The sequence below is a fragment of the Candidatus Villigracilis affinis genome (genome assembly GCF_016705895.1).
GTDB classification, from domain to species: Bacteria; Chloroflexota; Anaerolineae; order Anaerolineales; family Villigracilaceae; genus Villigracilis; species Villigracilis affinis.
Map to the genome: position 1 here is coordinate 92,920 of NZ_JADJKT010000037.1, position 25,171 is coordinate 118,090.

The window sequence follows — 25,171 nt, forward strand, 5'->3', positions numbered from 1 at the left end:
GAAACTGGGTGTCAGCTCTTATATCTGTGCAATGAGGATCACTAAACGATTGGATTTTACATCCTTGATCTGCACGTTGGTTAGAAAGCCAGCCTGGGTAAAGGGAGCGATCAGGCGTTTCTTCAAGGCGTCATCCAATGCCTGCGGACTTTCGCCGGTGACCTTGTACAGCCACTTCAAGAATTGATTCGATGGAAATGCTGCCGGCAAAACCACCAGCCTGCCGCCAGGTTTGAGAACACGTTTGATTTCTGCCAGTGTGCGCAGGTCGAATATGTATTCGGTTGGAAATGTGGAGATGGCGCAATCGAATGATTCGTTTGCAAACGGCAGAGTTTGCGCCAACCCGCGAGTCAATTTGTGGGATAGGCCAATGCGTTTTTGGGCGAGCCTTCCCATCTGCGCTGATTCGTCTATTGCAACGGGATCAAGTTTCAGGTCCAGAAGGAAGCGCTGCAAATGACCGGGGCCATGACCCAACTCAAGGATGCGAGTCCCATCGATAAACGGGAGAATGCTCTGTCCCCAGTTTTTCCATTGCCCAAAAGAAACGACCGCAGCGACAAGGTCGTAGGTAAATGCAAACGGGTGATAGAGCAGGTGAAAGAACACCCGCATGAAGGTTCGGATCAGCATGGATAAAAAAAGGGCTTGACCGCGAAGTCAAACCCTTTTTATCTTTATGGGTATTTTAGCCTGCGGCGGCTTCGCTTCCGTCGCTCTTTCTGCCAGCCTTGCTGCGAACGGCATCGAGGGCGCCTTTGCCGCGTTCGCGGACTTCGCTGGCCAGTTCAGTTGCGCGGGTGCGGGCTTCCTTGGTCAGTTCTTCGGCGCGGGTGCGGGCATCGGCAGCGAGTTGTTCGGCGCGGGCGTATGCTTCTTCAGCAGTCATCTGCGCCTTATCGCGCAGTTCAATCGATTTGTCCTTGATCAAGGCACGGGTTTCTTCGCCGGATTGCGGGGCGAAAAGTAATGCGACGACGGCACCGGTAAGGCCGCCAACCACGAAACCTACGAGAAAAGCTCCAAATTCATCACGGTCAGACATGGGAATACTCCTTTGTTGAATGGTTAGTTATTTGTTTATTTGGGCTTGATGCCCATTAATTCTAACATACGCTTTAAGCCAGCCAGATAGCCATTTAGTTTGATGACAGGCTCCACGACATTTTCACCGAGGAATTCCGCCGTGCCGCGCAGGGTGTTGACGGCTTCGCTGGTGGCGTTCAGAATGGGGCGTACTTCGTTTTGTAGCAGGTTGATGAGGCTGGCCAACTGGACGATAAGAACGACCAGTGCCACACCGATGACCAGTGTTTCAAGCGCCACGACGATAATGAACACATCGCGAATCTTGTCTGTGGGGGTATTGGGCTGAAGCAGGAAGTAGATCGCCACGCCAAGCAGAGCTACCAGCAAAACGATAATGGCGATGATGCCAGCCATCATTTGCTTTTGCTTGCGTTCCTGTTCGCGTATTTCAGCCAATTGTTCAGGAGTTAACGAGGGGGGAGTCGGTTGTTCGGTGGGGTTGGGCGTTGCCATGTTTTTATTATAGCAGATTCAGGATTTGAAAAAAAGCCAATCGCGTTATGTGAGCTCCTTTTCCATTTCCAGGCTGCTCCATGAGAGTATGGAGACCCACCATGGCGATTTCCAGATCTGCTTGTAGCCCAACTTCTTATAGAATGGGACTGCGGCTATATTGTCTTCGAGGACTTGGATGCGCGACCTTTTGACTCCGTGCTCGCGAATCTTTTCTTCGAGATGTGTCATCAATTGCACCCCGACACCTTTTCCGCGCAGGATTTCATCTACGACAACGCTGTGGATGAGGGCACTGTCTGTGTCTCCATGCTTTTGCGCGCCGATCAGGCTCCGCGCCACGGTTGCAAACAGTTTCAGGGTCGCGGGCATGCCCAATAGGCGAAATGCCCTGGAAACAGTTCCGTCGGGAGCACGTTCGAAGGTTGGTTCATCGCTGAATTGGATCATACCAGTGCCGAGGATATCTCCATTTTTGCCGCACAAAACGTAGCGATTTTTCAACGCGCTTTCGCCATTTGCTTCCAACGTGAAACGGAAGAGGGCTTCCTGCCCGTCAATGGGACCTGTCAGCGCACCGGGTAATTCGGCGGCGTAAAGTTGAATCACCAGCCGCGAGAGCGCGGAGATATCGGCCTGTGTTGCGGGGCGGATGGAAAAGGAATTGGGCATGATATTTTCCTTTTGAATCACTGACCAAGGATGCGGCTGAGTTCGAGTACGTCACCCGTGCGGGCACGTAGATTGCGTGTGAGCATGTGGATCGTGCCCATTGCCACTTCCACATAATCGCTCATTATTTCGTAGAAAGGAGTCTGGTCGAGACGCAGGAGCGAGGTCTCCTCCAAAGCGCGGACTGTGGCGGAGCGCGGCGAAGAATCAAGCAGCGAAAGTTCACCGAAAACGGCCCGCGCACCAAGTTGATTCAATACACGGTTATCGTCCACCACTTCCACTTTTCCATCCACGATGATGTACAGGCTTTCACCCGTTTCGCCTTCCTTGATGACAGTCTCACCGGGCAAAACGTCCATCTCTTGCAACAGGTCGGCTAATTCGGCGAGGGCTTCATCGGGTGTATCTGCGAACATGCGCAGCGACTTCAGAATAATGACTCGTTCAATGGTGGACAGCATATTTTTCTCCGTTTTCTTCTGCTTCGCAATGCGGACGATCAACGACTCTTTTGAAGCCGCCAGCGATTCAATGATCTCTTTGCTCTCCGTGATTCCCAGTTCGCGCGCGATCTCGATGGCATTTGCAACCAGCCACGGGTTTTCATGGGCGAGTCGATTGGTGAGAATGTCAATGATCCGCCCTGCGCGCGGATTTTCCTGTTTGAAACGCGCGCCCATTTTTTGCAATCGTTCTGCGGCGGGGAAGTTTTCCAGCAGGGGAATGAACGCGGTTTTATGCGCTTGCAAAAGCGTCGCGTCCATCACTTCGATGGCATACGCTGTACGATTCACATCCTGATGTGTGATTGCAGCCCGTGCCCGATGTACCGCGCGCGAGCCATAGACGAATCCGAACAGGAGAAATAGCCGATCACGTGTGTCAATCAGGTCATCATTGAATGCACGGATGATGGGTTCTGTTTTTTTAGATTGCTGTAAATCGCTCAGGCAGGATAACAACCATGCTGCGCGTCTTAACTCAACCTCAACCTGTTCCTGCACAAGTTGCATTGATCGCCCCTCGGGCTTGTACCTGCAATCGTGCAGGGCGGTAAGTACCCTTGAACGCAGATTGACATTGTGATGATTGATCCAGCTTTCGAGGGCGTGAATGGCATCGCCTTTGATATGTGAGCAGGCGCGGACCAGCCTCAAATGGATGCGGCGATGCAGGGTTTCATCTTTGATGCTCTTGATGATCTCAGGCAGGGCAATCTCTTTCCCTGCCACCAATGCGTTGAACGCGAGGCTGCGGGTTTGCGGCGAAGCAAGCGCAATGATCACCAATGGATAAATGGCTGGGTGGCGCGTCTTTGCAGCGGCACGTAGCGCAGATTTTTTAACCTCAATGGATTCGTCCTGTAAAAGCGGGAGCAGCACTTCGTATAATTGGGGGTTCGAGATTTCAGCAAGTAGGTATGCAGCCTCGGTCCGCTCTTGAGGGCTTTTTGATTGAGTCAACAGATTTAAGTGTTGAAATGCTTCCGGTACTTCGCCTGTGTTACGTGTTCGCAGAAGTCCGATTACCGTACCGCGCAAAGTACTGGGGTCTTTGCTGATCAATAATTTCGATGCGGTACTTGTGTCTACTGTGAGGGCCGACCATGTGCAGGCCGCCGCCTGACGGACGTTGGGAATGGCATCTCTTTTGACCAAGGTTGAGATCTCTGGCAAGGCTTCGACAATATTTAACCGTTCGATACTTTTTGCCGCATAAATTCGCACCTCAGGGTACGGTGAAGAGAGTTGTGCGGTGAGGATCTCGACAAAGTTTTCACTTCCGCTTTTTTCGAGCAATTCGAGGGCGTAGAGCGCCTCGTTGGGATGCGGGCTTTTCAACGCATTGACGACGATCTCCTTACTGACAAGGTCGGCAAGCGGAATGCCCTTATCGCCGAAGCGGTGCTTGTGCAGGGCTTCGGTCAGTGCATTAGGGTAGGCGCGGATCAGGGCGAGGCAGATAATGATCCAGATCGCGCCTGAGAGGAGATACACGAACGAAAGCTGGATCGCGTTGAATTTCAGGATGGTGTTGAAAAGCAGAAGCAATGCGCCTGCGAGGCCGATGGCAAGCGGCTGGACGATTCCTTCTGTGATGGTTTGAGCACGGATGCGGTCATTTTCAGCGATGGGTTGATACAACAGGGCGGAGGCGGTTTGGTCGAGCGAGAAGCCAACGCCTTCATTGGCAAATTTCCCTGCCACTGCCAGCCAGAAAAGGAGTAGGATGAGATTTGGGTTGATGATGCCTGTCACAGCCAGGGCTGCGGTGCATAACACTGTCAGCGCTGGAGTTGCCAATAGACCGGCACGCAGGCCAAAGCGGGAGATGATCCGCCCTGTCAAAAACATATCGGTGATGAATCCGAGCAATCCCACCAATCCAAAGAATCCGCCGATGAATCCCGCTAATTCGGCAGTGGATGGATATCTCAATGCGGCACGGTCATAAAAAATGTTATCCAGGATGAAATATGAAACGCGCCAGGTCGTAATGAGCGCAAAGATGAGAAAAATGTATTTGTTGCGCAGGTAATGCAGGATGGGTGTTTTTTGCGTTTCACCTTCGGAACTTTCAGGTTTTGCATACGTGCGTGGATTTTTTTTCAGCGTGATTTGCTGCAGGATAAATGAAACCAGCACACATAGTGCGACGACGATGTACAGATTCTCAGTGCCGATGGCTTTGACCAGCGGTGTAGTGAACGGCCCCATGATCACATAGGCGAGCCATGAGCCTGCATTCATTAACCCGAAGATACGCTTGCCTTGCCGAACATCGAAGAGGTATCCTGCCAGAGTCCAAAACGCAGTGACGGAAATATTGACCAGCGTTTGCGACCAGATCGGCAAAATGAGCATCAGCCATTTTGAGGCCGTGACAGCAAGCCCGATCCGCAAGGCGACAGTGCCAAACAGGAGGAAAAGTACAGAGAGCACCAGGAATTGCGCAAGCGAGGTGCGTTCTGATATTTTCAGGAACAGCGCAGTGATGGATGAAACAATCACCGCAATGCCAAGGTAAATATATGGCATTGCGGTGGCGTCCCAGGCTGTAAAGAACAGGGCAAACGAAGCCGATTGAACGAACAGCATTGCTGCGCCCATGAAAAAATATTGGGCGAGCATCATAAAGGCGGTTCGTGCTTCACCTTCCCGAATGTTGAGCGCGGCGAGGATGCGGGAAATCATAAAGAGGTTGGCGAAGTTTACCAGCGGGAATATATCCCGTCCATGCACTTATGGAACACAAAAGTCCCACAGGATATTCCCGTGGGACTTTTGTGTGGGCTCAATTTTGATTACCAAAGTCGAATGACTTGACCAACGTAGATCTTGTTGATGTCTATGATCTGCGGGTTGAGTGCAATGAGCGCGTCTAGTGTGGTGCCGAAGCGGGCTGCGATCTTTTTCAATGTGTCACCCGATTGAACGGTGTAGTAGGAAGCGCTGGCTGGCAGGCTGATGACCTGTCCGACGTAGATCAAGTTTGCGTCGGTGATCTGGGGGTTGACCAGCAGGATGTCGTTGACGGTCGCATTGATGCGTGCTGCGATCTTGCGCAGGGTGTCGCCCTGTTGGATGGTGTAGGTTCCACCTGCGGCGGGCGGCGGGACGGGGACTGCGTTTCCGCTGGGTACGGTCATGCGTTGGCCTTCGTAGATCAGGTTGTAGTTGTAAATGCCGTTGAGCGAAGCCAGCACGTCCATGCTTGTGCCGAAACGGGTGGCCAGTGACTTCAGAGTATCACCGCGTGAAACGACGTATGTGGCATACCCGTTACCGTTGTCCCAATATGCGCCAGGCAGGACCAGCATTTGTCCGACGAAAATATACGGGTCGGCTTTGGGGTTGGCAAGCGTGAGTGCGGCAACGGAGGTTCCGCAGGCCAGCGCAATGCTGCCCAAGGTGTCACCGCTTTGAACTGTGTAACTGGTTCCGCACGAGTATGCGGATGCACTTCCCGCAAAACCCAGTGCAGAGACAAGCACGGCAAGAAGGACTATGATTTGTGTAAGTTTTTTGTAGTACATGATTCACCTCTTTAATAAAATGGTTCGATATGGATTTGACGGAAATCCCCCAAAAAAAGTTCCCAATTTTCCCTTGACTCTTGAAAAAGGGAGCGGTAAACTTTCCCTACCTACCGTTCGGTAGGGAAGGAGATGCAATGACCCGAGATGACATTCTGGATGCCGCCGCGCAGGTCTTTCGTCAGAAAGGCTTCCATGGCGCGTCCATGTCCGACATCGCCAGCGCGCTTGATGTGCAAAAGGCCAGCCTGTATCATCACGTCAAGTCCAAACAGGAGATCTTGCTTGCGCTTCTCGACCGCGCCCTGATCATGCTGACTGACCACATTGCCTCCATCGCCGCCCAGGCTGTTCCTGCCGACCAAAAGCTCAGGCAAATGATCCGCGGATATCTTTCCGCGCTTTCCGAAAATACAGACCTGACCGCTGTTCTGCTTTTTGAACACCGTTCGCTGGATAAGAAGTCTCATTCCCGCCATGTCCCTCAACGTGATACGTTTGAGGCGCTATGGCGGGATGTGATTAATGAGGGGGTGAAATCGAAGGTATTTGATCTGAAAGATACTGGTTTGGCTGTCCGCGCCTTGATGGGTGTGATGAATTGGACGCTTACGTGGTATCACCCCGATGGCGGTAAATCCATCGAGCAGATCGCTGATGATTATTCCGATTTTGTTTTGAAGGGGATGTTGAGGTAAACCCGACCGTGGACGATGGTCAACTGACCATCGTCCACGGTTTATCGTTCATCGTCCAAAAAGGAGAGAAGACACATGTATTCGTTCGAACCAAATGAAGAACAACAAATGTTGATCGATGCGGTGGGGAAGTATGCTTCAAATGACCTGCGCCCTGCGGCGCACGACGCTGAAGAAAGTCGCGAGTTGCCGAAGAAACTTGTCAACAAAGGGTGGGAACTCGGCTTTTTGCAGGCGTCCACACCTGAAGCGTATGGCGGCTTCGGTGAACGCAGCGCGGTCACGGGGGTGCTTGCGCTTGAAGAGATGGCCTTCGGTGATCTTGCAGGCGCGCTGGCTGTGCTTACGCCATCACTTTTTGCCACACCCATTTTGCTTGGTGGCAGCGAAGAACAGAAACAGCAATATCTTCCGAAGATCATTGGCGGCGATTGGGCTCCCTACACTGCCGCGCTCATGGAAATGAGTTTCGATTTCGATCCCAACGCGCTCAAAACCACTGCCAAAGCCGATGGCGATACATATGTTCTTAATGGCGAAAAGATTTTTGTTCCATTTGCCAAAGACACTGAAGCCATGTTGGTCTATGCCAGCCTTGATGGCATTACACAAGGCTTCATCGTTACAAAAGGAACTGCTGGACTGTCCATTTCAGAAGAACGCGAAAAGTTAATGGGATTGAATGCCCTGCCGATGTATCGTGTCAAACTGGAGAATGTAGCCGCCAGCCGACTCGGCGGCGCTTCAGGACATAACTTTGAGTTGATCCTGTCTGCGATGCGCATTGCCTCCGCCTCGGCAGCGGTGGGCGTAGCACGCTCCTCCTTTGAATATGCCAGGAATTACGCAAAGGAACGTGAAGCCTTCGGTGTGAAGATCGCGCAAAAGCAAGCCATCGCCTTCTTCCTTGCAGAAATGGCAACCGAGATGGAAGCCATCCGCTTGCTGACCTGGGAAGCTGCCTGGAAGCTCGACAACAACAAAGACGATGCCCACACCACTGCCTACCTCGCTCAGGCAGGTGCTGCTGACATGGCAATGATGGTTACGGATCGCGGCGTGCAGATCTACGGTGGACATGGCTATATTCGTGAGAATCCTGTCGAGTTGCTTCTGCGCAATGGCCGCGGGTTTGCGTCGCTGTTAGGACTTGTCATCATCTAAGATTTCTTTCCCCTTTTTTCTTCCTGACTTGTAAACGACGAAAGAAGAAAGACAAGAGAGAGTTTCACAAGGAGAAAATCATGACCATTGATTTCGAAACCCCCAAGCCTATTTTGCAAATGCAGGTCATGTTGCAAACGGTTGCTGAAAATATGATGCGCAGTACCTCGCGCGAATTTGACGAAAACGAACATGCCATTCCCTGGGATTACGTGGAATTCATGCACACTGCCATGCGTTCGATGGGCGGAGGTGGCGGTCTGACCGTAACGGAAGATAAACCGAAGGAAGGTGCGGAGAAACGTCCGCCGCTCGGGTATCAAAAACTCGCGGCGCAGATCGAAATGCTTGCGTGGGGCGATGTGGGCTATTACCTGATTACGCCCGGCGGCGGCCTTGGCGCAGCGGCAGTTCAGGCGGCAGGCACCCCTGAACAGAAAGCCAAATTCCTGGCCCGCTTCAACGACGACAAACCAACCTACGCGGCGATGTGTATGACCGAGCCTGGCGCTGGTTCCGATACTTCCGCCATTCGCGCCCGCGCTATTCTAGATGAAGCCACAAAGGAATGGATTATCAACGGCGAAAAGATCTTTGTCACAGGCGGCGATAAGTCTTTCACTGAATATGAAAAACTCGGCAAAGGTTTTATCGTGGTCTGGGCAAGCATTGACCCGTCTGCGGGGCGTTCGGGCATGCGAGCTTTTGTGGTTGAAAGCGGCACACCCGGCGTGAAGATCACCAAACTCGAACATAAGCTCGGCATCCGCGCCAGTGATACAGCTTCCATCTCTTTGGTGGATGCGCGTGTGCCTTTTGAAAACGTCCTCGGCAGCCCGACAGTGGAAAAGACCACGACAGGCTTCAAGGGTGCCATGGCAACTTTCGATGCGACAAGGCCTCTCGTAGCGGCATCAGGCCTCGGCGTGGCAAGAGCCGCGCTCGAATTCCTAAAAGAAAAATTAAAGGAAAACGGCGTCGAGATCCGCTATGGATTGCCTCGCAATAAGTTAACCTCCATCGAGCGCGATGTGATTGACATGGATATTCAAGTTCGCTCGGCATGGCTGATGGTTTTGAAAGCGGTTTGGATGGCTGATAATAAGAAACCCAATGCGCTTGAGTCTTCGATGAGCAAGGTCAAGGCTGGCGATGTGACCACGAAGGTCACGCAGAAAGCTGTTGAGATTTTAGGTCCGCTCGGTTACAGCCGCGAATTCCTGCTTGAGAAATGGTTCCGCGATGCGAAGATCACCGATATTTATGAAGGCACCGGGCAGATCAACCGCATGGTCGTTGCGCGTCAGATTTTGGGTTATTCGGGCGCGGAGTTGAGATAATTGTTGTAGGGACACGGCGCCGCTGTGTCCCTACAGGAGAAGAACCTATGAATTACAACATCAACAAAGCTGTCATCATCGGCTCAGGAACAATGGGTGCGGCGATCGCGGCGCATCTTGCTAATATTGGTGTGCCGGTCACACTGCTCGATATTGTCCCAAAGGATGCGCCTGCGGATAATAAAGCTGCGCGCAATAAGATTGTGAACGAAGGCTGGGATCGTTGTATCAAAGCCCGACCCGCCAATTTGATGTCTGATGAATTAAAGACTCTTGTCACACTCGGCAATCTCGAAGATGATTTCGGCGTAGTAGCCGAAGCAGATTGGATCCTCGAAGTGATTGTTGAGAACCTCAAGATCAAACAGGACTTGATGGTTCGCATCGATGAAATCCGCAAGCCGAATGCGATTGTTGCCACGAACACCTCGGGCATTCCGGTTTATTCCATCGCGGAAGGCCGCTCGAAGGAATTCAAGAAACATTTTCTCGGCATGCACTTTTTCAATCCGCCGCGTTATTTGAAACTGCTTGAAATCATCCCGACCGCCGATACATCAAAGGATGTTGTTGAAGCGATGGCGCGCTTTGGCGAATATCGTCTTGGCAAGGGTGTGGTGCTTTGCAAAGATACGCCGAACTTCATCGGGAATCGCGTTGCTTTTGGAACGGGAGCCTTTGCGCTGGACTTCATCCTCAACAACGATTACAGCGTGGACGAAGTGGACGCTCTCACCGGACCGATAATGGGTCGGCCAAAAACGGCAACATTCAGGCTGATAGATTTGGTCGGCGTGGATGTTTGGGATCACGTGGGCAAGAATCTTGCGCCCTTGATTCCGCACGACAAACTCGGGCAGAAATATCTCGCTGCCGAGAAACCGCGCAAATTGATGGATACGTTGCTTGAGCGCAAGTGGCTTGGCAATAAAACCAAAGTCGGTTTCTACAAGGAAGTGCGTGATGCCGAAGGAAAGAAGCAATTTTATTCCCTCGACTTGAACACGCTGGAACATGTCCCTGCGGGCAAGCCGCGTTTTGACTCTGTCAAAGCGGCGAAAGATGTCGAGGGTTTGGGTGACAGGCTCAAGGTCATGTTGGATGCGGATGACAAGGCGGCGAAACTGGTCAAGGCGTTGACTTATCAAAGCTTCCAGTATGTATCCACGATCATCCCCGAAGTCGCAGATACGGTTAAGCCGATTGACGATGCCGTCCGTTGGGGCTTCATGCACGAAGCAGGTCCGTTTGAAATTTGGGATATGCTCGGCGTACAAGAGACAGTCAAGCAGATGAAGAAGGAAGGATACGCGCCGGCGAAGTGGGTGGATGAAATGTTGAAGGCTGGCGTGGAGACTTTCTATCAATACAAAGGCGCAAATGTTGTTGGCGTGTACGATGTTGTGAAAAAGAAATATGCCAAATTGAAGCAGCCTGAAGGGTTTGTGTTCCTGAAGGATTTGCGCAGCACGAAGAAGGAAATCAGCAAGAATGCCGGCGCGTCGCTGTATGATGTCGGTGATGGCGTTGCACTGGTGGAATTCCACACCAAGATGAATGCGCTCGATGATGATATTTTTGCAATCACATCTGAGGCATTGGATAGACTTGAAAATGAATTCGATGGCCTTGTGGTTGGTAATGAAGGCGATAACTTCAGCGCGGGCGCGAATTTGTTCATGGTTGTGGTTGCGGCTCAGCAAGGGATGTGGGATCAATTGGATGGTGCGATTCGCCGTTTGCAGAGCATGAATATGCGGATGCGCTATTCTCCCAAGCCTGTGGTGGTGGCTCCCGCGGGACTCGCGCTCGGCGGCGGGTGTGAAGTGACCATGCATGCTTCGCGCGTTGTGGCAGCGGCTGAGACCTATATCGGTTTGGTTGAACTTGGCGCGGGGGTTATCCCTGCGGGCGCAGGCACAAAGGAATACATGCGCCGCATTATCAACCCGATCATGAAGGTGGATGGCGCAGAACCGTTCCCGTTCATTCAAAAGGCGTTTTTGCAGATCGGTCAGGCGAAGGTGGCTACATCCGCAGAGGAAGCACGCGGCATGGGAATTTTGAATCCGCAGGATCGTGTGATTGCGAATCGCGATCATCTGCTAACCGAAGCGAAGAAAGAAGTCCTGCATCTGGTCGCGTCTGGATATCGCGCCCCCGCGCCTGAGTTGATTTACGCGGCAGGCCGTGATATGTTTGGCGCCATGAAGATCGGCGCATGGGCATTCAAGGAAGGTCACTACATTACGGAATACGACTCGCATATTGCCACAAAGCTCGCGCACATCATTGCCTGGCGGCGACATCACCAAGCCGACATGGGTTTCAGAGCAATATATTCTCGACCTCGAACGCGAAGCCTTTTTATCGTTGTGCGGCGAAGAAAAGACCCAGGCGAGAATGTGGTCGATCTTGCAAAGTGGAAAACCGTTAAGGAATTAATGTTAGTAAGTTGAAAGGTTGGCAGGTTTGAAAGTTAACCCTTAAACCTGTAACTTGCGGACTTTTCAACTGATAACAAAGGAGATAATCTTATGACATCACGAGAAGCTGTAATCGTTAGCGCCGTCCGTACTCCTGTTGGCAAGGCCAAGCGCGGAGGAATGGCGACGGTTCGTCCCGATGAAATGGGTGCGGCGGTGATCAAAGAATTGCTCAACCGCACGCCAAATCTTGACCCTGCTCAAATCGAAGACGTGGTGCTGGGCTGTGCCTTCCCTGAAGGTGAGCAAGGTATGAACGTGGCGCGTACGATTGCCATTCGCGCTGGTCTGCCTGATACTGTCCCTGCGGAGACCATCAATCGCTATTGCTCTTCGGGTGTGCAGTCCATTGCGCATGTGGCGAATGCCATTCAGGCCGGGCAGATTGAAATTGGCATTGGCGGCGGCGTGGAGTCCATGTCAATGGTGCCGATGATGGGTTATAAATTCTCACCCAATCCGCAGTTTGCACAGGATCTGCCGCAGTATTACACCAACATGGGTCTGACCGCTGAAAATGTTTCAGTCAAGTATGGAATTACCCGCGAACAGCAGGATGAGTTTGCCCTCAAAAGTAATCAGAAGGCTGCCAGAGCCGTTGAGTCTGGACTCTTTGACCCCGAGTTGATTCCGCTGGATGTGGAAGTTGGTGAATATGTGGATGGCAGGGTTGTAAAAAGATCCTTCACTGTAAAGCGGGATGAAGGTCCGCGCGGCGACTCGACCCTGGATGGGCTCGCCAAACTCAAGCCTGCCTTTAAGGAGGGTGGTGTCGTCACGGCAGGGAATTCCTCCCAAATGTCTGATGGCGCTTCGGCTGTGATGGTCATGTCTGCTGAGAAGGCAAACGAGCTGGGACTCAAACCTTTGGTGAGATTCGTTTCGTTTGCGGTTGGCGGCGTCCCGCCGGAATTGATGGGAATTGGTCCCATTGCCGCGATCCCCAAAGCCGTGAAGTTGGCTGGTCTTTCTCTGAATGATATCGACTTGTTCGAGTTGAACGAAGCCTTTGCCGCTCAGTCTCTGGCTGTCATGCAGACCCTCGAAATTGACCCCGAGAAGGTCAATGTCAATGGCGGTGCGATCGCGCTTGGGCATCCGCTCGGCTGCACAGGCTCCAAGCTCACGACCCAGCTCATCTATGAAATGGGCCGCCGCAAATCGAAGTATGGTATGGTCACGATGTGTATTGGCGGCGGTATGGGCGCGGCGGCGATCTTTGAGAATCTTCAATAAATATCAATCTCCAATTCCTATTTACTGGTTATTGGTAAATAGGAATTGGTAATTTTTCTAAACACAAAAGGAAACCTAAAAATGGCTCTTACAATCGAAACCCTCATGTCCAAAATGCCTGGTGCTTTTATTCCTGAAAAAGCCGCTGGCTTGGATGCCGTCATTCAATTCAAGTTTACGGGTGCAGAACCTGGCGAATGGTACGCTGTCATCAAAGACGACAAAGTCGCTGTCGAAAAAGGCACGCATGCTTCCCCCAAGATGACCCTCACTGCCGATTCTGCCGATTACGTTAAGATATTCACTGGTGAACTTGATGGCATGCAGGCATTTATGGGCGGTAAATTGAAACTCGCAGGCGACCTGAATCTGGCGATGAAACTGACCCAGATGTTCAAGCTCAAGTAAAAATATAAAAACTCGGAGGCCAAACGCCTTCGAGTTTTTATATACTCAAATTACCAAATTGCCATTAAAATCAAAGCAATCTTTTTTCAGGAGTATTAGCCGTGGATTTTAGCTGGATTTCTTCCCCCGAAACATGGATTGCATTTGTCACGCTGATCGCACTGGAATTAGTGCTGGGCGTGGATAATGTGATCTTTATTTCCATCCTTGCCGGAAAGCTTCCCGTGCAAGACCAACAACGTGCGCGTACAACGGGTATTCTTCTTGCCGTAGTTACCCGTATTTTGCTGCTTGCCTCGCTTTCCTGGATCATCAGCCTGGAAGAACCTTTCTTTTATATCCCGTGGCTGGGTGGGGAAGAGATCGGTATTTCAGGACGTGACCTGATTCTCATTATTGGCGGTATCTTCCTATTATGGAAGAGCACTCATGAGATCCATGACAAGCTGGAAGGCAAGGAAGGCCATGCTTCCGCGAAGGTTGCTGCAACCTTCGCCAGCGTGATCATCCAGATCATGTTGCTGGATATTGTCTTTTCCCTGGACTCAGTAATCACTGCGGTGGGTATGGTGGATCATATTGAGATCATGATTGCTGCGGTGATCATCGCTGCACTCGTGATGGTATTCATTGCCGGGCCTCTTGGTGGATTTGTAGAAAAGCACCCTACCATCAAGATTCTTGCCTTGAGTTTCCTTCTGCTGATCGGCTTCACCCTCATTGTGGAAGGCCTGCACCAGCACATTCCAAAGGGATACGTTTACTTCGCGATGGGTTTCTCGGTGATGGTGGAAATGATCAATCTTCGTGTCCGAGGTACTCCTGTGGAGCCTGTTAATTTGCGCACGCCGTACGCCACGGATGTATTGGAACTTCAATCCGCAGGAGTTACAGCGAAGGTAAGCCCGGCAAAAAAGACAAAATCAAAGCCCAAAACTAAGAAGAAATAAAACGGTAAAAGAAAACTGCCGACCAAGTCTGGTCGGCAGTTTTTATATCTTGTGAACACCCAGGATGGATGGCTTCGTTATTATTTCTCTTGTTTCAATTCCACGTTCGTGAAAGATTTGCGCGATCTCCTGTCTCGCCTGTATTGCATTCTCAGGTGGAACAAAGTTGATAATCGAGGGTCCCGCCCCTGAAAGCGCTGCCGCACCGAACTGTTTGGCTGTCTTGTAAGCTGCCAAGCCGCCTGAGATATGTCTTAAGCGGTACGGCTGATGAATGCGGTCATCCATTACTTTTTGGAGCAGATTAAGGTCGCCCTCGCGCAATGCATCAACGACCAGAGTGGCACGCCCAATATTGTGGATCGCATCCGTGCGCGAGATGGATTTCGGCAAAACAGCGCGGGCAGTTTTTGTCAGCCATTCCATGATCGGCTTTACGATCACTACGGTCAATTCGGGGACTTCATATCGCCGTGTGATGATCTCATCACGGGCCATCACCGAAACGACCAATCCGCCCAGTAGGGCAGGAGCAACATTATCAGGGTGGCCTTCCATTTCTGTAGCAAGCTTTAAAAGATTCATTTCATTGAGCGGTTTGCCTAACATTTCATTCGCGCCGAACAGTCCCGCCACAATGGCTGCCGCGCTCGAGCCAAGTCCGCTGCTCATTAGGATGTCATTATGAGCGCAGATTTCTGCGTTGGCCATTTTTTGACCGCAGGTTTCATACAAGAGTGCGTACGCCTTGGTTAGTAAATTGCGCGTGCCTTTGTTTAGCTTTTCCGCGCCTTCGCCCGTAACATGATAGGACAACTTTTCAGCGGGTTCGAAGGAAATCTCATTCCAGACATTCAAGGCGAGGCCCAGACAATCAAAGCCTGGGCCTAAATTGGCAGAGGTGGCGGGGACTCGGATTTTTATCATGCGGACATTATATAATATCTGTCGCTGAAAATTGCGTTTTTTCGTAATTTTCGGCGACGATAGGTATAATCGCGTCATCACTTAACCTGGAGTTGCTATGACCTATCAAGGCTTGATCCATCGCTACGGGCAGTATCTCGATTTACCCGCCCACACAAAGAATATTTCCCTGCTCGAAGGGAATACGCCCTTAATTCCCATGCCGCGTTTGAGTGGGGAACTTGGCTGTGAATTGTTTATCAAATTCGAAGGTTTGAATCCCACTGGGTCATTCAAAGACCGCGGCATGACTGCTGCCATCAGTGAAGCCGTGGGCCGCGGCGCACAAACCGTCATCTGTGCTTCCACGGGGAATACAGCCGCGTCAGCCGCTGCGTATGCGGCCCGTGCGGGACTGCGTTCCATTGTGTTGATCCCAGAAGGCAAGGTGGCGGTTGGAAAACTGGCTGGGGCCATTGCCTATGGGGCAGAGGTCATCCAAATTCAAGGCTCATTTGATGATGCTCTGACCCTTGTAGTGGAAATTACACAGAAGACACCTATTGCTTTGGTCAATTCGATCAATCCGTTTCGCATTGAGGGACAAAAGACTGCCGCTTTTGAAATTTGTGACGATCTCGGCTCGGCACCCGATTGGCTGTGCCTGCCTGTTGGCAATGCGGGGAATATCACCTCATATTGGGCAGGTTTCAAACAATATCAAAAAGGATTGCCGCAGGTGCTTGGGTGTGCAGGCGGCAGGTGCGGCTCCACTTGTACTGGGGCATCCCGTCGAAAAACCAGAGACAATCGCCACGGCGATTCGTATAGGCAAGCCCGCGCGCGGGGAGCAGGCTTTGCAGGCGGCGGAAGAATCCAATGGCAGGATCATCGCTGTTTCAGATGAGCAGATTCTTTCCACCCAGAAGATATTGGCGGCGGAAGGGGTTTGGGTCGAGCCGGCATCTGCTGCGGGGCTGGCTGGCTTGTTGGCAGAATCAGCTGTCGGGAAGTTTGAAGCGAGAGGCAAAAGAGTCGTAGTGGTTTGTACCGGGCACGGGATGAAAGATCCGTCGGTCATCACTGAATCGTTCAAATCCCCCAAGGTGATCTCAGCGGATTACGATGCGTTGATCAGCGCAGTAGGCGCGTAGTACCGGTGTACTATTCGTGGGTCGGCAGGTGTTCATATAATAAGACCGATTTGTGCTGATTAATTCCAAGACACCAAAAGGAGCCAAATATGTTTTTTAATGAGTGGAATATTCTTGTAGTTGATGACGAACCTGACGTCCTTGCTGTAACCAAGCTGGCTTTGCGTGATGTGAAGGTGTATGGCCTGCCTGTGAAGATCCATACGGCTGCAAGCAAGGCGGAGGCGATTGAAATGCTCAAAGGCCCGCTGGCTTTGCAGGGTTCCACAGAACCGATCGTGGCGGTAGCTCTTGTTGATGTTGTGATGGAAAACGACCAGGCTGGCCTTGAGTTGTGCAAATATATTCGCGAGGAGGCAAACGGACATTCGGTGCAGTTGTTCATCCGTACGGGGCAGCCCGGTGTTGCGCCCGAGCGTTCGGTAATCGACAACTACGATATATCAGGGTATTTCACCAAAGTGGAATTGAGTGAGCAGAAGTTGTACACACTGGTAAAGAGTGGCGTGCGACAATGGTTTACCAGTTGGTATGCGCTGATGACTGAAGAATCGACAAATAATATTGTCAAGCACTCAGGTTCCCGCAAAGACTTTTTGGAGAATGGTATTGGCTGGTTCGGTGAACCTGGTCCTCAGGAAGGTGAGGGTGTGACAGGCTTCATCTTTGACCGAAACGTTATCGTAAGTGACTATCCCACTCAGATCAAGCCGCTGTATGACCGTTTGAACGCCTTGAAGCCCGTCATTGAAACAGCCGAAGGCCACAAGCTGGCCATGGATGAAATGGGCAATATTTTGGTGAAGACCGCAAAAACAAAAACGACTGCAGATTATGCCTATGTGGGCGAGTCTTCCATGATCATGCCGCGTTTGCTGCTTGAGTTAACTTTTAAGAGCGGTTTGGTGTTTTCCACTCTGTGGAAGAAGATCACCGATGAAGAAAAGAAGGCGGCCAAGACCGTTACGAAAAAGAGTGCCGCCAAGCCTGCTGCCCAAAAGGTGGTAAAGAAACCTGTGAAGAAGGTTGCCAGGAAAGTAGTTGCCAAGGCTGCCAAAAAAGCTGTAAAAAAGACAGCAAAGAAGAAAAAATAAGTTAACCCGCTTATGAGGATATAAATTCAAGCGGACGCAGCGCTTAGCATTGGTGAGTTATGCGTCCGCTTGTTTTATGAAGGCTCTGCAAAATGGCTGGAAAAAAATCTGCGCTTGACCCTGAAGTGTTGAGACAATTTTCGTTCTTTGCTTCCTTTTCCAAAGACCAATTGGAAGAGATCGCAAGGAATGCGCCGAAGGTTGCCTGCAAGGCGGGTGAGGTTGTATTTCGGCAGGGAGATCGTTCAGCCACGATGTATTTGATCCTCAAGGGTGCGGTGAAAATCGAACGCGAGGACAGTGCTGGGGGAATCATCAGTGTTGGGCAATTATCCGCGCATCAGGTTTTTGGCGAGCTGGCCATGCTGAGCAAGGAGCCCCGTCAGGCTACTGTGACCGTGACGAAGAATGCCGAGTTCCTCGTGATCGACCGTAAGATGATGCTTAATATCATCGCCAAATCAGACCCCGAAGAGATTATCGAAGTATTCTCTGTGTTGAGCGAACAAACGCGGGCAGCGAATGACCGTGAATTCAAGGAGACTCTTTCACGGCGTACGATCGAAGCGCAAATGGAAGTGGAAAAACAACGCGCTCTGACTCAACTGGTGGCTGGTGTGGCGCACGAGATCAATACGCCCCTTGGCGTGATCAACACGGCAGTCAGCATCATGGCGCGTGAACTGGCCGAGCCAAAGGAAATCACCACCCAACGCGCAGCGGACATTGCCGAATCACTTGAATTGATGCGTCGCAATGTGGAGCGTGCTCATCGGCTGGTGCAGGATTTCAAAAAGGTATCGGTCAGCCAGTTGATGGACGAAAAGGATACCTTCGATATTTCCGAAGCCATTAAAGAGACGGTTGATTTGGTGATGGTCAGCCTGAAGCGGAATCAGATTCAGGTGAAATTCCACGATAAACTGAGTCCCAACCAGAAAAGGTGGACAGGCTATCGCGGCTTCCTTTCGCAGATCCTGATCAACCTGTTGACGAATATTGAACGCTACGCCTATCCCAATGGCAGCAGCGGTTCTGTGGATGTGAAGATCGAATTGGAAAACGATACACATTATCGCCTGAGCGTGACTGATTACGGAAAAGGAATTGCGCGGGAGCATCAAACGCGGATATTCGAACCGTTTTTCACCACAGGCCGTTCCGTCGGTGGAAGTGGATTGGGGCTGACGATTGTCCATAATTTGGTGAAGAACGCGATGAAAGGCGAAATCAGGTTAACTTCGGAAGTGGGAAAAGGCACCACGTTTAAAATAATTCTCCCAAAGGTGATTGTGGAGTGACTTTGTGGTATTTGCGCTGTATAATGTAAATGTCAGTTAACCATATCCCAATTTAGAGGAGAGTGTCAGATGGATAACAAGATTTTGCAGGTGATCGTTTGCTTTTTCATTCCGCCTTTAGCTGTTTATATGAAAACCGGTAAGATCGATAACACCTTTTGGCTCAACGTTGTGTTGACCATTTTAGGCGGCGTACCGGGTCTTCTCCATGCCTTGTACGTTGTTTTGATGTAACTAATTTCCAAGCCTGAAAAAATGCCCTGTGAGATGAATATTTCGCAGGGCATTTTTGATTCTAGACTGGTGAATGTCCTACTTGACAGGCTTCTTTGAGCAACTGATAATAATGGCATGACTTCATTGCCAAGCCCTCTTGTTGTAGACGATCTATCCTTCCGTTACCGTGACCGTCAGGGCGCGGCCATCGACAATATTTCATTTGAAGTAAAGCCCGGGGAAATTTTGCTGATCGCTGGAGCCAGTGGCTGCGGCAAAACCACACTTGTGCGCTGTATTAATGGATTGATCCCACGCTCTTACAAAGGGGATGTGAGTGGGAAGATCCTGGTTTTTGGCGAGGAAGTGAAAGACTGGAAGCTTTCGCAAATCTCGCAAAAGATCGGCACCGTTTTGCAGGATCCGGAACGCCAGATCTTGGGGACGAAAGTTGTCAACGAAGTGGCCTTTGGGCTTGAAAATCTGGGCATGCCGCGCGAGGAAATTTATCAACGCGTGGATGAAGCCCTGAACTTTTTAAAGATCACACACCTGCGTAACAGGGAAACTTTCAATTTGTCGGGCGGTGAGAAGCAGAAGGTGGCGTTGGCGGGCGTGCTTGCCATGCGCCCCTCGATCCTGCTTTTGGATGAACCGCTTGCCAGCCTAGACCCTGCCTCTGCGCAGGATACACTCGATGCCGTGCGCACACTTGCCGATCAAGGGTTGTCGGTGCTGATGGTGGAGCACCGCGTAGAGGATGTGCTGCGCATCCACCCGGAACGCGTCATGTTCATGAGTGAAGGACAGGTACGTTACCTTGGCGATGTGGCGGGGTTATCTAAAGTAGTGAATTATCGCGAGGTGAAATTGCCCGCGCAAGACATTATAGATCGCGCGAAGCATGACCCTGCCCCGTTGGTGCTTAGTCCGCTTCCTGGAGCAGGTAAAGGTCCAGATGGCGAAGCGCTTGTCAAATTCAAGGATGTTGCGTTTGGGTACGAAGCCGAGCGTGAAGTTCTGCATGGCATCAATCTCGAGATCAACCGCGGTGATGTGATCGCGGTGCTTGGCCCGAATGGTGCAGGCAAAACCACTTTTGTGAAACATGCCATTGGCCTGCTTAAGCCGAAGTCCGGCAGCGTGCTGGTCAATGGTCGTGATACGCGTGAGGCGAGTGTTGCCGAGATCGCCAGCATGTTGGGATACGTGTTTCAAAGTCCGAGCCATATGTTGTTCGCGCCGACAGTTCGTGAAGAACTGGCATTTGGCCCAACGAATATGAAACACCCGAAGGACCAAATTGAACAGGAGGTGAAAGAGGCGCTTAAGATCGTAAACTTGTCTGAAAAAGAGAACGACCCGCCGCTGGCACTTTCATTCGGCCAGCAGAAGCGCGTGAGCATTGCGGCCATCCTTGCAATGCAATCCAAAATTCTGGTGATGGATGAACCCACCGCCGGGCAGGATTATCAGAATTACATGAACTTCATGGATTCAATTTTGAAAATGCCTGTCTTTGAGGCCATCATATTCATCACTCACGATGTGGACCTTGCGGTGATCTATGCAAACCGTGTCCTCATGGTGAACGATGGCCAGCTCGTTGCGGATGGAAAACCGCAGGATGTGCTCCGCGACTTCGATCGACTCAGGGCCAACCGCCTCATACCGACCTCGCTGCTGGATCTCAACCTCAAGCGATTCAGCACGACAGGCCGCTTTATGCGAGCCGAGGCATTGGCGCATATCTAAAAGGAGAGAAGTAAGATGGATAAGAAGTTCACTAATATATTGATTTCATTCGTTGTTTTGCTCGCCCTTTTCGGCGTGGTGATGTTCGTGCTTGGTGCACAGGAACCTGCCGAAGGCGCCCTGTTCAATTTCTCTGTTGATCAGTCCAGCGTAGTGTCACGCTTCGTCTTCGTTTTGATCGGTGTTGCCATTGCCTTCGTCGTGTACTTCATGACGAAAGAAAATGCAGCCTGGGAAGTCGGGACCCGTCAGGTGGTTTGGATGGCTATTGGCGCGGCGTTGTACGCCGTGTTCTCCTGGTTGTTCAATGGAACCGTATTTGTGGTGCCTTCGCTTAGCCAGGTTTCACTACGTCCCGCCATCGCCATTCCGATGTTCTTCGGCTTTGCCTTCGGCCCAGTGGTCGGTTTCTTCACTGGCGCAGTCGGCAACATGTTCGGTGATGCACTCACGGGCTTTGGCCTTTCTCCGCAATGGAGCATCGGCAACGGCCTCGTTGGCTTTGTCGCTGGCATGTGGATGCTGTTCTCCGACAAGAAGAAGAGCATGGACATGGTTCTGTACATCAGCGCCGCGCTGGCTGTCCTCACCGCTCTCTTGTTCTTCATGAACCGCGATCAGGCCAATATGACCTATTTTGATGTGGATAACGGCATCTTCGGCGATCAGCAGATCTCGCTCTTCGCTGGTATTGCCATCCTCATCGGCTTCGCGCTTGTCTTTGCTGTCCGCTACTTCTTCAAGGATAATGAAGATGTTGCCACCGCTGTGACCTGGGGCATGTTGGGCAATATCGTCGGCATTTTGTTCGCCGCACTTTCCGACATTGTCATCAACGGTTTCAGCCTCGCTGCCGCTGTGGTGGGTGAATTCCTGCCCGCCGCTGGCCCGAACCTGATCTTCGCTGCCATTCTCGTCCCCATGCTTGTGGTTGCTTACGCCTCCACTCGCAGACAGTCGGGTCGTTAAATTTGATTTACAAAGGCCCTAAGGGTTTCAAAAACCCTTAGGGCCTTGAAGGTTGATTATGTTAGTTGCCTGGCGCTATAGAAAACGCGAAAATTCATTTATCCAATCCTTTGATCCGCGCGCGTGGATCATCTTTTACGGTTGCTTCCTTTTTGCAACCCTTTCATTTTGGGATGTGCGCTTTCTCCTGCCGTTCCTTGTGATCGCCATGTTTGTTCTGCTCACCTCGGGGGTAAAGTGGCATGAAATTCGCCGTGCGTTTTTATTCATTGTCGGCTTTGTTTTCTTTTTTGCGATATTGACCTTTCTCACAGGTCGCGGCGGAACAGAGTTGTACGAGCAGGAACATTTGATTCGCGAATTCAAGGCGTCATTTTCCATTCTCGGCTGGACGCCCACCTTGAAAGTGACTGTCGAACGGGCATTCTTCTCCGTCAGTCAGTTGGTACGTGTGACCAGTATTGCGGTGATGACGATCCTGATTCCGTACTCGCTCAACCCCGCCTTGTACGGAATCACCTTCAAGGGCATTGGCCTCCCCGATAAATTTGCCTACGCCATGGACTTGACCATGCGTTTCATCCCAACCTTTGGCAGGGATTTCCAACTGACGATGGATGCGCAGCGGGCGCGCGGTTATGAATTGGATAAGATCAGCGGGGGGATTATTCAACAGGTGCGCAAACTGGGGCCTATTTTTGTGCCTGTGACGATCCATGCGATCATTGGCAGTGAAGATATTATCGATGCGATGGATCTGCGGGCGTTTGGCGTGGGTCCGCGCACATGGCTGGATGTATTGACCTATCAAACCCGTGACAGGGTTTTGATCGCATTCGGCGTGGCGATTTTGATCGCTTCGATTGTTGTAGGTCTCATGGGCATGGGCGCGTTCTGGGTGCCAGAAGCTTTAATCAATATGTTTTAGGTCGTATGATTTGAGATAAAAATAATCGCCGTTTTTCACGGCGATTATTTTTATTATGGTTTGTTATAGAGCTCGCCTGCCTGCACCCTGAAATCGAGGTGGTTTTGCTCGGGAGCAAAAACGCAGGTGGCGAAATCTGTGAAAGCACAGGGGGGGGAGTAGGACCTGTTAAAGTCGATGAATATTTTTCCATCAGCCTCGACATCTGCGATCAAGTAGCGGCCTGTGGGATAGGTCTCATCCTTGCTGGTGGGATCCCAGAAGCGGATGAAGAGTGTGCCGTCATCTTCCTTGTTGATATCGAGCTGGTAGTGATTTCCGCCGAATTCGAAGGATAGATATCCTTCCACGGGGAATTCGGATTTTTCACCAGTGATATCGGGGAAGTAGGCCATCTTTGGGCGTTCGTAGGGGGTGAATGTGGCAGGGATGCGATACTGCTCATCGATGTCGTACCAGGCACGAGCGGGGAATGATCGTCGTTCTTCGCGTTGGTTATCCCACATGCGCACGCCAAGTCTGTTTCCACGTTGAATGACCACGAGGCAGACATCTTCCAGTTTGATGAAACTGGGGTTCTCGGAAATATCGGGCTGCAGAATGGCAAAGTCGGTATGTTTATCGTTCACGTAAACCTTGTGTCCATCAATGGTGCGCAGGCTTACCGATTTGCCGTTGTATTCAAGATAGCCAACGACTGCGGGAACACGCGCAGGCAGCTGAACCTCGCATTTGAGATCGGAGCCGAACTGGTTTTTACCAAGCTTTAACCAGTAGAGTCCTGCAAGGGAGAGCCAGCCATTTTCCTGGCGAATGGTTTTATCGCGTTCCTGGCGCCATTCATTGAGCGTTTGCCGATAGGTTTTTGAGGTCATGTTTGAAATTATACCAACAAAAAAAGGCGAGTCGTTGCCGACCCGCCTTTCTGATTTGTTATGTTGTTTTACCCGACAGAGGGGACCATGGTGAGATAGATAAAGAGGCCAGCGATGAAGCTGAGAAGGCCGAACAGCGAGAATAATGTGCGCATGTTGCTTTCCGCGCCAAGCAGGGATGACCAAGCTGCGAGAGCCAGACCAAGCGCCATGATCAACATAACGAGTTGCAACTGGTCACCGCGCTCGTCCCACTGGGTGGCAAGGCTGAAGTTGGCGTCTGATTCATCCCACAAAGAAGTGGCATCGGCGTACATGTCGTTGTAATACTGTTCATCCCAAACACCTTCGGGGTCGCGTTCCATGGCGGCCAGAAGTTGCTCTGAGAAACTGAATTGATAATATTCGGCGATATCAGGGCGTTCTTCCGAATTGATATACCAGTTGTCGAAGTAGTTGTAATCCTGGGTAATATCCTGGTTGGCGCGCAGGTATTCGGCGTTGCCATCGTTCAGGGTTTGCATGCCCATGATCTCAAACTTGTTTTGTTCCGAGTCAGACATTGCGCCCTGATAGCTGGCGATGGCGGTGAATGCGCTCAATAATGCGATCATCGTGCCAAGGAAAATTTCATTACTTAGAAAACCAAAGAATTTTTTCATTACTCTCTCCTGTTGATTGGGGTGTACGGCCATTAACTACGGCGGGGATTATATAACAGGATTTCACATTGCGGATTTACAGTTTTGTTATAAAATCATGCCAGTTTGCAGAAAAAAATTTATGCTTTCGTCAAAATCTGACGGAGCCCAAGGAGAATTGAGTATGGGATTGAAGCCTGATAAGTGGATTCGTAAAATGGCATTGGAGCAAAAAATGATCGAACCTTTCGTGGACAGCCAGGTTCGTGAGGGGGTGATCTCGTACGGTGTTTCCTCGTACGGTTACGATGTTCGTGTAGCGAATGAATTCAAGATCTTTACCAATGTCTTTTCCGCCACGGTAGACCCAAAGAATTTTGATACGAAATCTATGGTGGATTTTGTAGGTGATGTATGTATTGTGCCCCCGAATTCTTTTGCACTGGCACGCACAGTGGAATATTTCCGTATCCCGCGCAAAGTGCTGACAGTTTGTCTCGGAAAGTCCACATATGCCCGCTGCGGGATCATCGTCAATGTGACGCCGTTCGAGCCTGAGTGGGAGGGGTTTGTGACCCTTGAAATATCGAACACCACGCCTTTGCCCGCCAAGATCTATGCGAACGAAGGGCTTGCACAGGTGTTGTTCTTTGAAGCGGATGAGGAGTGTGAAGTTTCGTACGCCGACAAAAAGGGGAAGTACCAGAAACAGCAATCGATCGTTTTGCCCAAGCTGTAATAAAAGGGATCGCAGGTTCGTTTTCCCGTTTATTGTTTTCCCTGTTCGTGCTTGC

At 51.0% G+C, this 25,171-nt stretch carries 23 protein-coding genes and 1 pseudogene; 15 read left to right on the forward strand and 9 right to left on the reverse strand.

Going from position 1 to position 25,171, the window contains the following annotated elements; all coding sequences use genetic code 11:
- Nucleotides 1–18 precede the first annotated feature (18 nt).
- The 6 genes from IPI86_RS19240 to IPI86_RS19265 all read right to left on the reverse strand — a co-directional run bounded on the left by IPI86_RS19240 (nucleotide 19) and on the right by IPI86_RS19265 (nucleotide 6,256).
- The gene (locus tag IPI86_RS19240) at nucleotides 19–636 is read right to left on the reverse strand and encodes a methyltransferase domain-containing protein (RefSeq protein WP_345299638.1); all 618 of its coding nucleotides are present in this window, start codon (nucleotides 634–636) and stop codon (nucleotides 19–21) included.
- 55 nt (nucleotides 637–691) lie between these two features.
- A complete protein-coding gene (locus IPI86_RS19245) occupies nucleotides 692–1,048 on the reverse strand; it encodes a YtxH domain-containing protein (RefSeq protein WP_345299639.1) in 357 nt (118 codons plus the stop codon).
- A gap of 35 nt (nucleotides 1,049–1,083) precedes the next feature.
- Nucleotides 1,084–1,545, reverse strand: coding sequence for a hypothetical protein (locus tag IPI86_RS19250; RefSeq protein ID WP_345299640.1), 462 nt, complete (start codon nucleotides 1,543–1,545; stop codon nucleotides 1,084–1,086).
- A 45-nt stretch (nucleotides 1,546–1,590) separates the two neighbouring features.
- Nucleotides 1,591–2,217 (reverse strand): GNAT family N-acetyltransferase, encoded by a 627-nt coding sequence (locus IPI86_RS19255; protein ID WP_345299641.1) that lies wholly within the window; start codon nucleotides 2,215–2,217, stop codon nucleotides 1,591–1,593.
- Nucleotides 2,218–2,234: 17 nt separating this feature from the next.
- Nucleotides 2,235–5,414, reverse strand: a complete 3,180-nt coding sequence (locus IPI86_RS19260; RefSeq protein ID WP_345299642.1) for an Npt1/Npt2 family nucleotide transporter — start codon at nucleotides 5,412–5,414, stop codon at nucleotides 2,235–2,237.
- A gap of 110 nt (nucleotides 5,415–5,524) precedes the next feature.
- Nucleotides 5,525–6,256: a LysM peptidoglycan-binding domain-containing protein gene (locus IPI86_RS19265; protein ID WP_345299643.1), complete on the reverse strand. Its 732-nt coding sequence runs from the start codon at nucleotides 6,254–6,256 to the stop codon at nucleotides 5,525–5,527.
- Nucleotides 6,257–6,393: 137 nt separating this feature from the next.
- On the opposite strand from IPI86_RS19265, the gene IPI86_RS19270 reads away from it, so the two are divergent.
- From IPI86_RS19270 to IPI86_RS19300, 7 genes are all read left to right on the forward strand, one after another.
- Nucleotides 6,394–6,954, forward strand: a complete 561-nt coding sequence (locus IPI86_RS19270; protein WP_345299644.1) for a TetR/AcrR family transcriptional regulator — start codon at nucleotides 6,394–6,396, stop codon at nucleotides 6,952–6,954.
- 75 nt (nucleotides 6,955–7,029) lie between these two features.
- Nucleotides 7,030–8,118, forward strand: coding sequence for an acyl-CoA dehydrogenase family protein (locus IPI86_RS19275; protein ID WP_345299645.1), 1,089 nt, complete (start codon nucleotides 7,030–7,032; stop codon nucleotides 8,116–8,118).
- Nucleotides 8,119–8,198: 80 nt separating this feature from the next.
- Nucleotides 8,199–9,458: an acyl-CoA dehydrogenase family protein gene (locus IPI86_RS19280; protein ID WP_345299646.1), complete on the forward strand. Its 1,260-nt coding sequence runs from the start codon at nucleotides 8,199–8,201 to the stop codon at nucleotides 9,456–9,458.
- Between the two features lie 47 nt (nucleotides 9,459–9,505).
- A complete protein-coding gene (locus IPI86_RS19285; RefSeq protein ID WP_345299647.1) occupies nucleotides 9,506–11,917 on the forward strand; it encodes a 3-hydroxyacyl-CoA dehydrogenase/enoyl-CoA hydratase family protein in 2,412 nt (803 codons plus the stop codon).
- Between the two features lie 78 nt (nucleotides 11,918–11,995).
- On the forward strand, nucleotides 11,996–13,180 hold the full coding sequence (locus tag IPI86_RS19290; RefSeq protein ID WP_345299648.1) for an acetyl-CoA C-acyltransferase: 1,185 nt from the start codon (nucleotides 11,996–11,998) through the stop codon (nucleotides 13,178–13,180).
- Between the two features lie 81 nt (nucleotides 13,181–13,261).
- Nucleotides 13,262–13,588, forward strand: a complete 327-nt coding sequence (locus IPI86_RS19295; protein WP_345299649.1) for an SCP2 sterol-binding domain-containing protein — start codon at nucleotides 13,262–13,264, stop codon at nucleotides 13,586–13,588.
- 101 nt (nucleotides 13,589–13,689) lie between these two features.
- Nucleotides 13,690–14,538: a TerC family protein gene (locus tag IPI86_RS19300; RefSeq protein WP_345299650.1), complete on the forward strand. Its 849-nt coding sequence runs from the start codon at nucleotides 13,690–13,692 to the stop codon at nucleotides 14,536–14,538.
- A gap of 42 nt (nucleotides 14,539–14,580) precedes the next feature.
- On the opposite strand, the gene thrB is transcribed toward IPI86_RS19300, so the two are convergent.
- Nucleotides 14,581–15,465, reverse strand: coding sequence for a homoserine kinase (gene thrB / locus IPI86_RS19305; protein ID WP_345299651.1), 885 nt, complete (start codon nucleotides 15,463–15,465; stop codon nucleotides 14,581–14,583).
- A 97-nt stretch (nucleotides 15,466–15,562) separates the two neighbouring features.
- On the opposite strand from thrB, the pseudogene thrC reads away from it, so the two are divergent.
- The 7 genes and pseudogenes from thrC to IPI86_RS19340 all read left to right on the forward strand — a co-directional run bounded on the left by thrC (nucleotide 15,563) and on the right by IPI86_RS19340 (nucleotide 22,861).
- Nucleotides 15,563–16,598, forward strand: a pseudogene (gene thrC / locus IPI86_RS19310) (threonine synthase).
- Nucleotides 16,599–16,687: 89 nt separating this feature from the next.
- Nucleotides 16,688–17,692, forward strand: coding sequence for a response regulator receiver protein (locus IPI86_RS19315; protein ID WP_345299652.1), 1,005 nt, complete (start codon nucleotides 16,688–16,690; stop codon nucleotides 17,690–17,692).
- 92 nt (nucleotides 17,693–17,784) lie between these two features.
- Entirely contained in the window at nucleotides 17,785–18,993 is a 1,209-nt protein-coding gene (locus tag IPI86_RS19320) for an ATP-binding protein (RefSeq protein WP_345299653.1), read from the forward strand.
- A gap of 69 nt (nucleotides 18,994–19,062) precedes the next feature.
- Nucleotides 19,063–19,227, forward strand: a complete 165-nt coding sequence (locus tag IPI86_RS19325) for a YqaE/Pmp3 family membrane protein (protein WP_345299654.1) — start codon at nucleotides 19,063–19,065, stop codon at nucleotides 19,225–19,227.
- 117 nt (nucleotides 19,228–19,344) lie between these two features.
- Nucleotides 19,345–20,964: an ABC transporter ATP-binding protein gene (locus IPI86_RS19330; protein ID WP_345299655.1), complete on the forward strand. Its 1,620-nt coding sequence runs from the start codon at nucleotides 19,345–19,347 to the stop codon at nucleotides 20,962–20,964.
- Between the two features lie 15 nt (nucleotides 20,965–20,979).
- Entirely contained in the window at nucleotides 20,980–21,933 is a 954-nt protein-coding gene (locus IPI86_RS19335; protein ID WP_345299656.1) for an ECF transporter S component, read from the forward strand.
- 58 nt (nucleotides 21,934–21,991) lie between these two features.
- On the forward strand, nucleotides 21,992–22,861 hold the full coding sequence (locus IPI86_RS19340; protein WP_345299657.1) for an energy-coupling factor transporter transmembrane component T: 870 nt from the start codon (nucleotides 21,992–21,994) through the stop codon (nucleotides 22,859–22,861).
- Between the two features lie 53 nt (nucleotides 22,862–22,914).
- On the opposite strand, the gene IPI86_RS19345 is transcribed toward IPI86_RS19340, so the two are convergent.
- Together IPI86_RS19345 and IPI86_RS19350 are read right to left on the reverse strand one after the other, a co-directional pair.
- Nucleotides 22,915–23,736: a DUF1684 domain-containing protein gene (locus IPI86_RS19345; RefSeq protein WP_345299658.1), complete on the reverse strand. Its 822-nt coding sequence runs from the start codon at nucleotides 23,734–23,736 to the stop codon at nucleotides 22,915–22,917.
- Between the two features lie 68 nt (nucleotides 23,737–23,804).
- On the reverse strand, nucleotides 23,805–24,398 hold the full coding sequence (locus IPI86_RS19350) for a hypothetical protein (protein ID WP_345299659.1): 594 nt from the start codon (nucleotides 24,396–24,398) through the stop codon (nucleotides 23,805–23,807).
- 163 nt (nucleotides 24,399–24,561) lie between these two features.
- Between IPI86_RS19350 and dcd the strand changes: the two genes are divergently transcribed.
- On the forward strand, nucleotides 24,562–25,116 hold the full coding sequence (gene dcd, locus IPI86_RS19355) for a dCTP deaminase (RefSeq protein ID WP_345299660.1): 555 nt from the start codon (nucleotides 24,562–24,564) through the stop codon (nucleotides 25,114–25,116).
- Nucleotides 25,117–25,171: the final 55 nt, after the last annotated feature.

What these genes read in the sequence shown, in the direction of transcription:
- IPI86_RS19240 (WP_345299638.1), bottom strand. Translation starts at nt 636, where the DNA reads ATGCTGATCCGAACCTTCATGCGGGTGTTCTTTCACCTGCTCTATCAC.
- IPI86_RS19245 (WP_345299639.1), bottom strand. Translation starts at nt 1,048, where the DNA reads ATGTCTGACCGTGATGAATTTGGAGCTTTTCTCGTAGGTTTCGTGGTT.
- IPI86_RS19250 (WP_345299640.1), bottom strand. Translation starts at nt 1,545, where the DNA reads ATGGCAACGCCCAACCCCACCGAACAACCGACTCCCCCCTCGTTAACT.
- IPI86_RS19255 (WP_345299641.1), bottom strand. Translation starts at nt 2,217, where the DNA reads ATGCCCAATTCCTTTTCCATCCGCCCCGCAACACAGGCCGATATCTCC.
- IPI86_RS19260 (WP_345299642.1), bottom strand. Translation starts at nt 5,414, where the DNA reads ATGATTTCCCGCATCCTCGCCGCGCTCAACATTCGGGAAGGTGAAGCA.
- IPI86_RS19265 (WP_345299643.1), bottom strand. Translation starts at nt 6,256, where the DNA reads ATGTACTACAAAAAACTTACACAAATCATAGTCCTTCTTGCCGTGCTT.
- IPI86_RS19270 (WP_345299644.1), top strand. Translation starts at nt 6,394, where the DNA reads ATGACCCGAGATGACATTCTGGATGCCGCCGCGCAGGTCTTTCGTCAG.
- IPI86_RS19275 (WP_345299645.1), top strand. Translation starts at nt 7,030, where the DNA reads ATGTATTCGTTCGAACCAAATGAAGAACAACAAATGTTGATCGATGCG.
- IPI86_RS19280 (WP_345299646.1), top strand. Translation starts at nt 8,199, where the DNA reads ATGACCATTGATTTCGAAACCCCCAAGCCTATTTTGCAAATGCAGGTC.
- IPI86_RS19285 (WP_345299647.1), top strand. Translation starts at nt 9,506, where the DNA reads ATGAATTACAACATCAACAAAGCTGTCATCATCGGCTCAGGAACAATG.
- IPI86_RS19290 (WP_345299648.1), top strand. Translation starts at nt 11,996, where the DNA reads ATGACATCACGAGAAGCTGTAATCGTTAGCGCCGTCCGTACTCCTGTT.
- IPI86_RS19295 (WP_345299649.1), top strand. Translation starts at nt 13,262, where the DNA reads ATGGCTCTTACAATCGAAACCCTCATGTCCAAAATGCCTGGTGCTTTT.
- thrB (WP_345299651.1), bottom strand. Translation starts at nt 15,465, where the DNA reads ATGATAAAAATCCGAGTCCCCGCCACCTCTGCCAATTTAGGCCCAGGC.
- IPI86_RS19315 (WP_345299652.1), top strand. Translation starts at nt 16,688, where the DNA reads ATGTTTTTTAATGAGTGGAATATTCTTGTAGTTGATGACGAACCTGAC.
- IPI86_RS19320 (WP_345299653.1), top strand. Translation starts at nt 17,785, where the DNA reads ATGGCTGGAAAAAAATCTGCGCTTGACCCTGAAGTGTTGAGACAATTT.
- IPI86_RS19325 (WP_345299654.1), top strand. Translation starts at nt 19,063, where the DNA reads ATGGATAACAAGATTTTGCAGGTGATCGTTTGCTTTTTCATTCCGCCT.
- IPI86_RS19330 (WP_345299655.1), top strand. Translation starts at nt 19,345, where the DNA reads ATGACTTCATTGCCAAGCCCTCTTGTTGTAGACGATCTATCCTTCCGT.
- IPI86_RS19335 (WP_345299656.1), top strand. Translation starts at nt 20,980, where the DNA reads ATGGATAAGAAGTTCACTAATATATTGATTTCATTCGTTGTTTTGCTC.
- IPI86_RS19340 (WP_345299657.1), top strand. Translation starts at nt 21,992, where the DNA reads ATGTTAGTTGCCTGGCGCTATAGAAAACGCGAAAATTCATTTATCCAA.
- IPI86_RS19345 (WP_345299658.1), bottom strand. Translation starts at nt 23,736, where the DNA reads ATGACCTCAAAAACCTATCGGCAAACGCTCAATGAATGGCGCCAGGAA.
- IPI86_RS19350 (WP_345299659.1), bottom strand. Translation starts at nt 24,398, where the DNA reads ATGAAAAAATTCTTTGGTTTTCTAAGTAATGAAATTTTCCTTGGCACG.
- dcd (WP_345299660.1), top strand. Translation starts at nt 24,562, where the DNA reads ATGGGATTGAAGCCTGATAAGTGGATTCGTAAAATGGCATTGGAGCAA.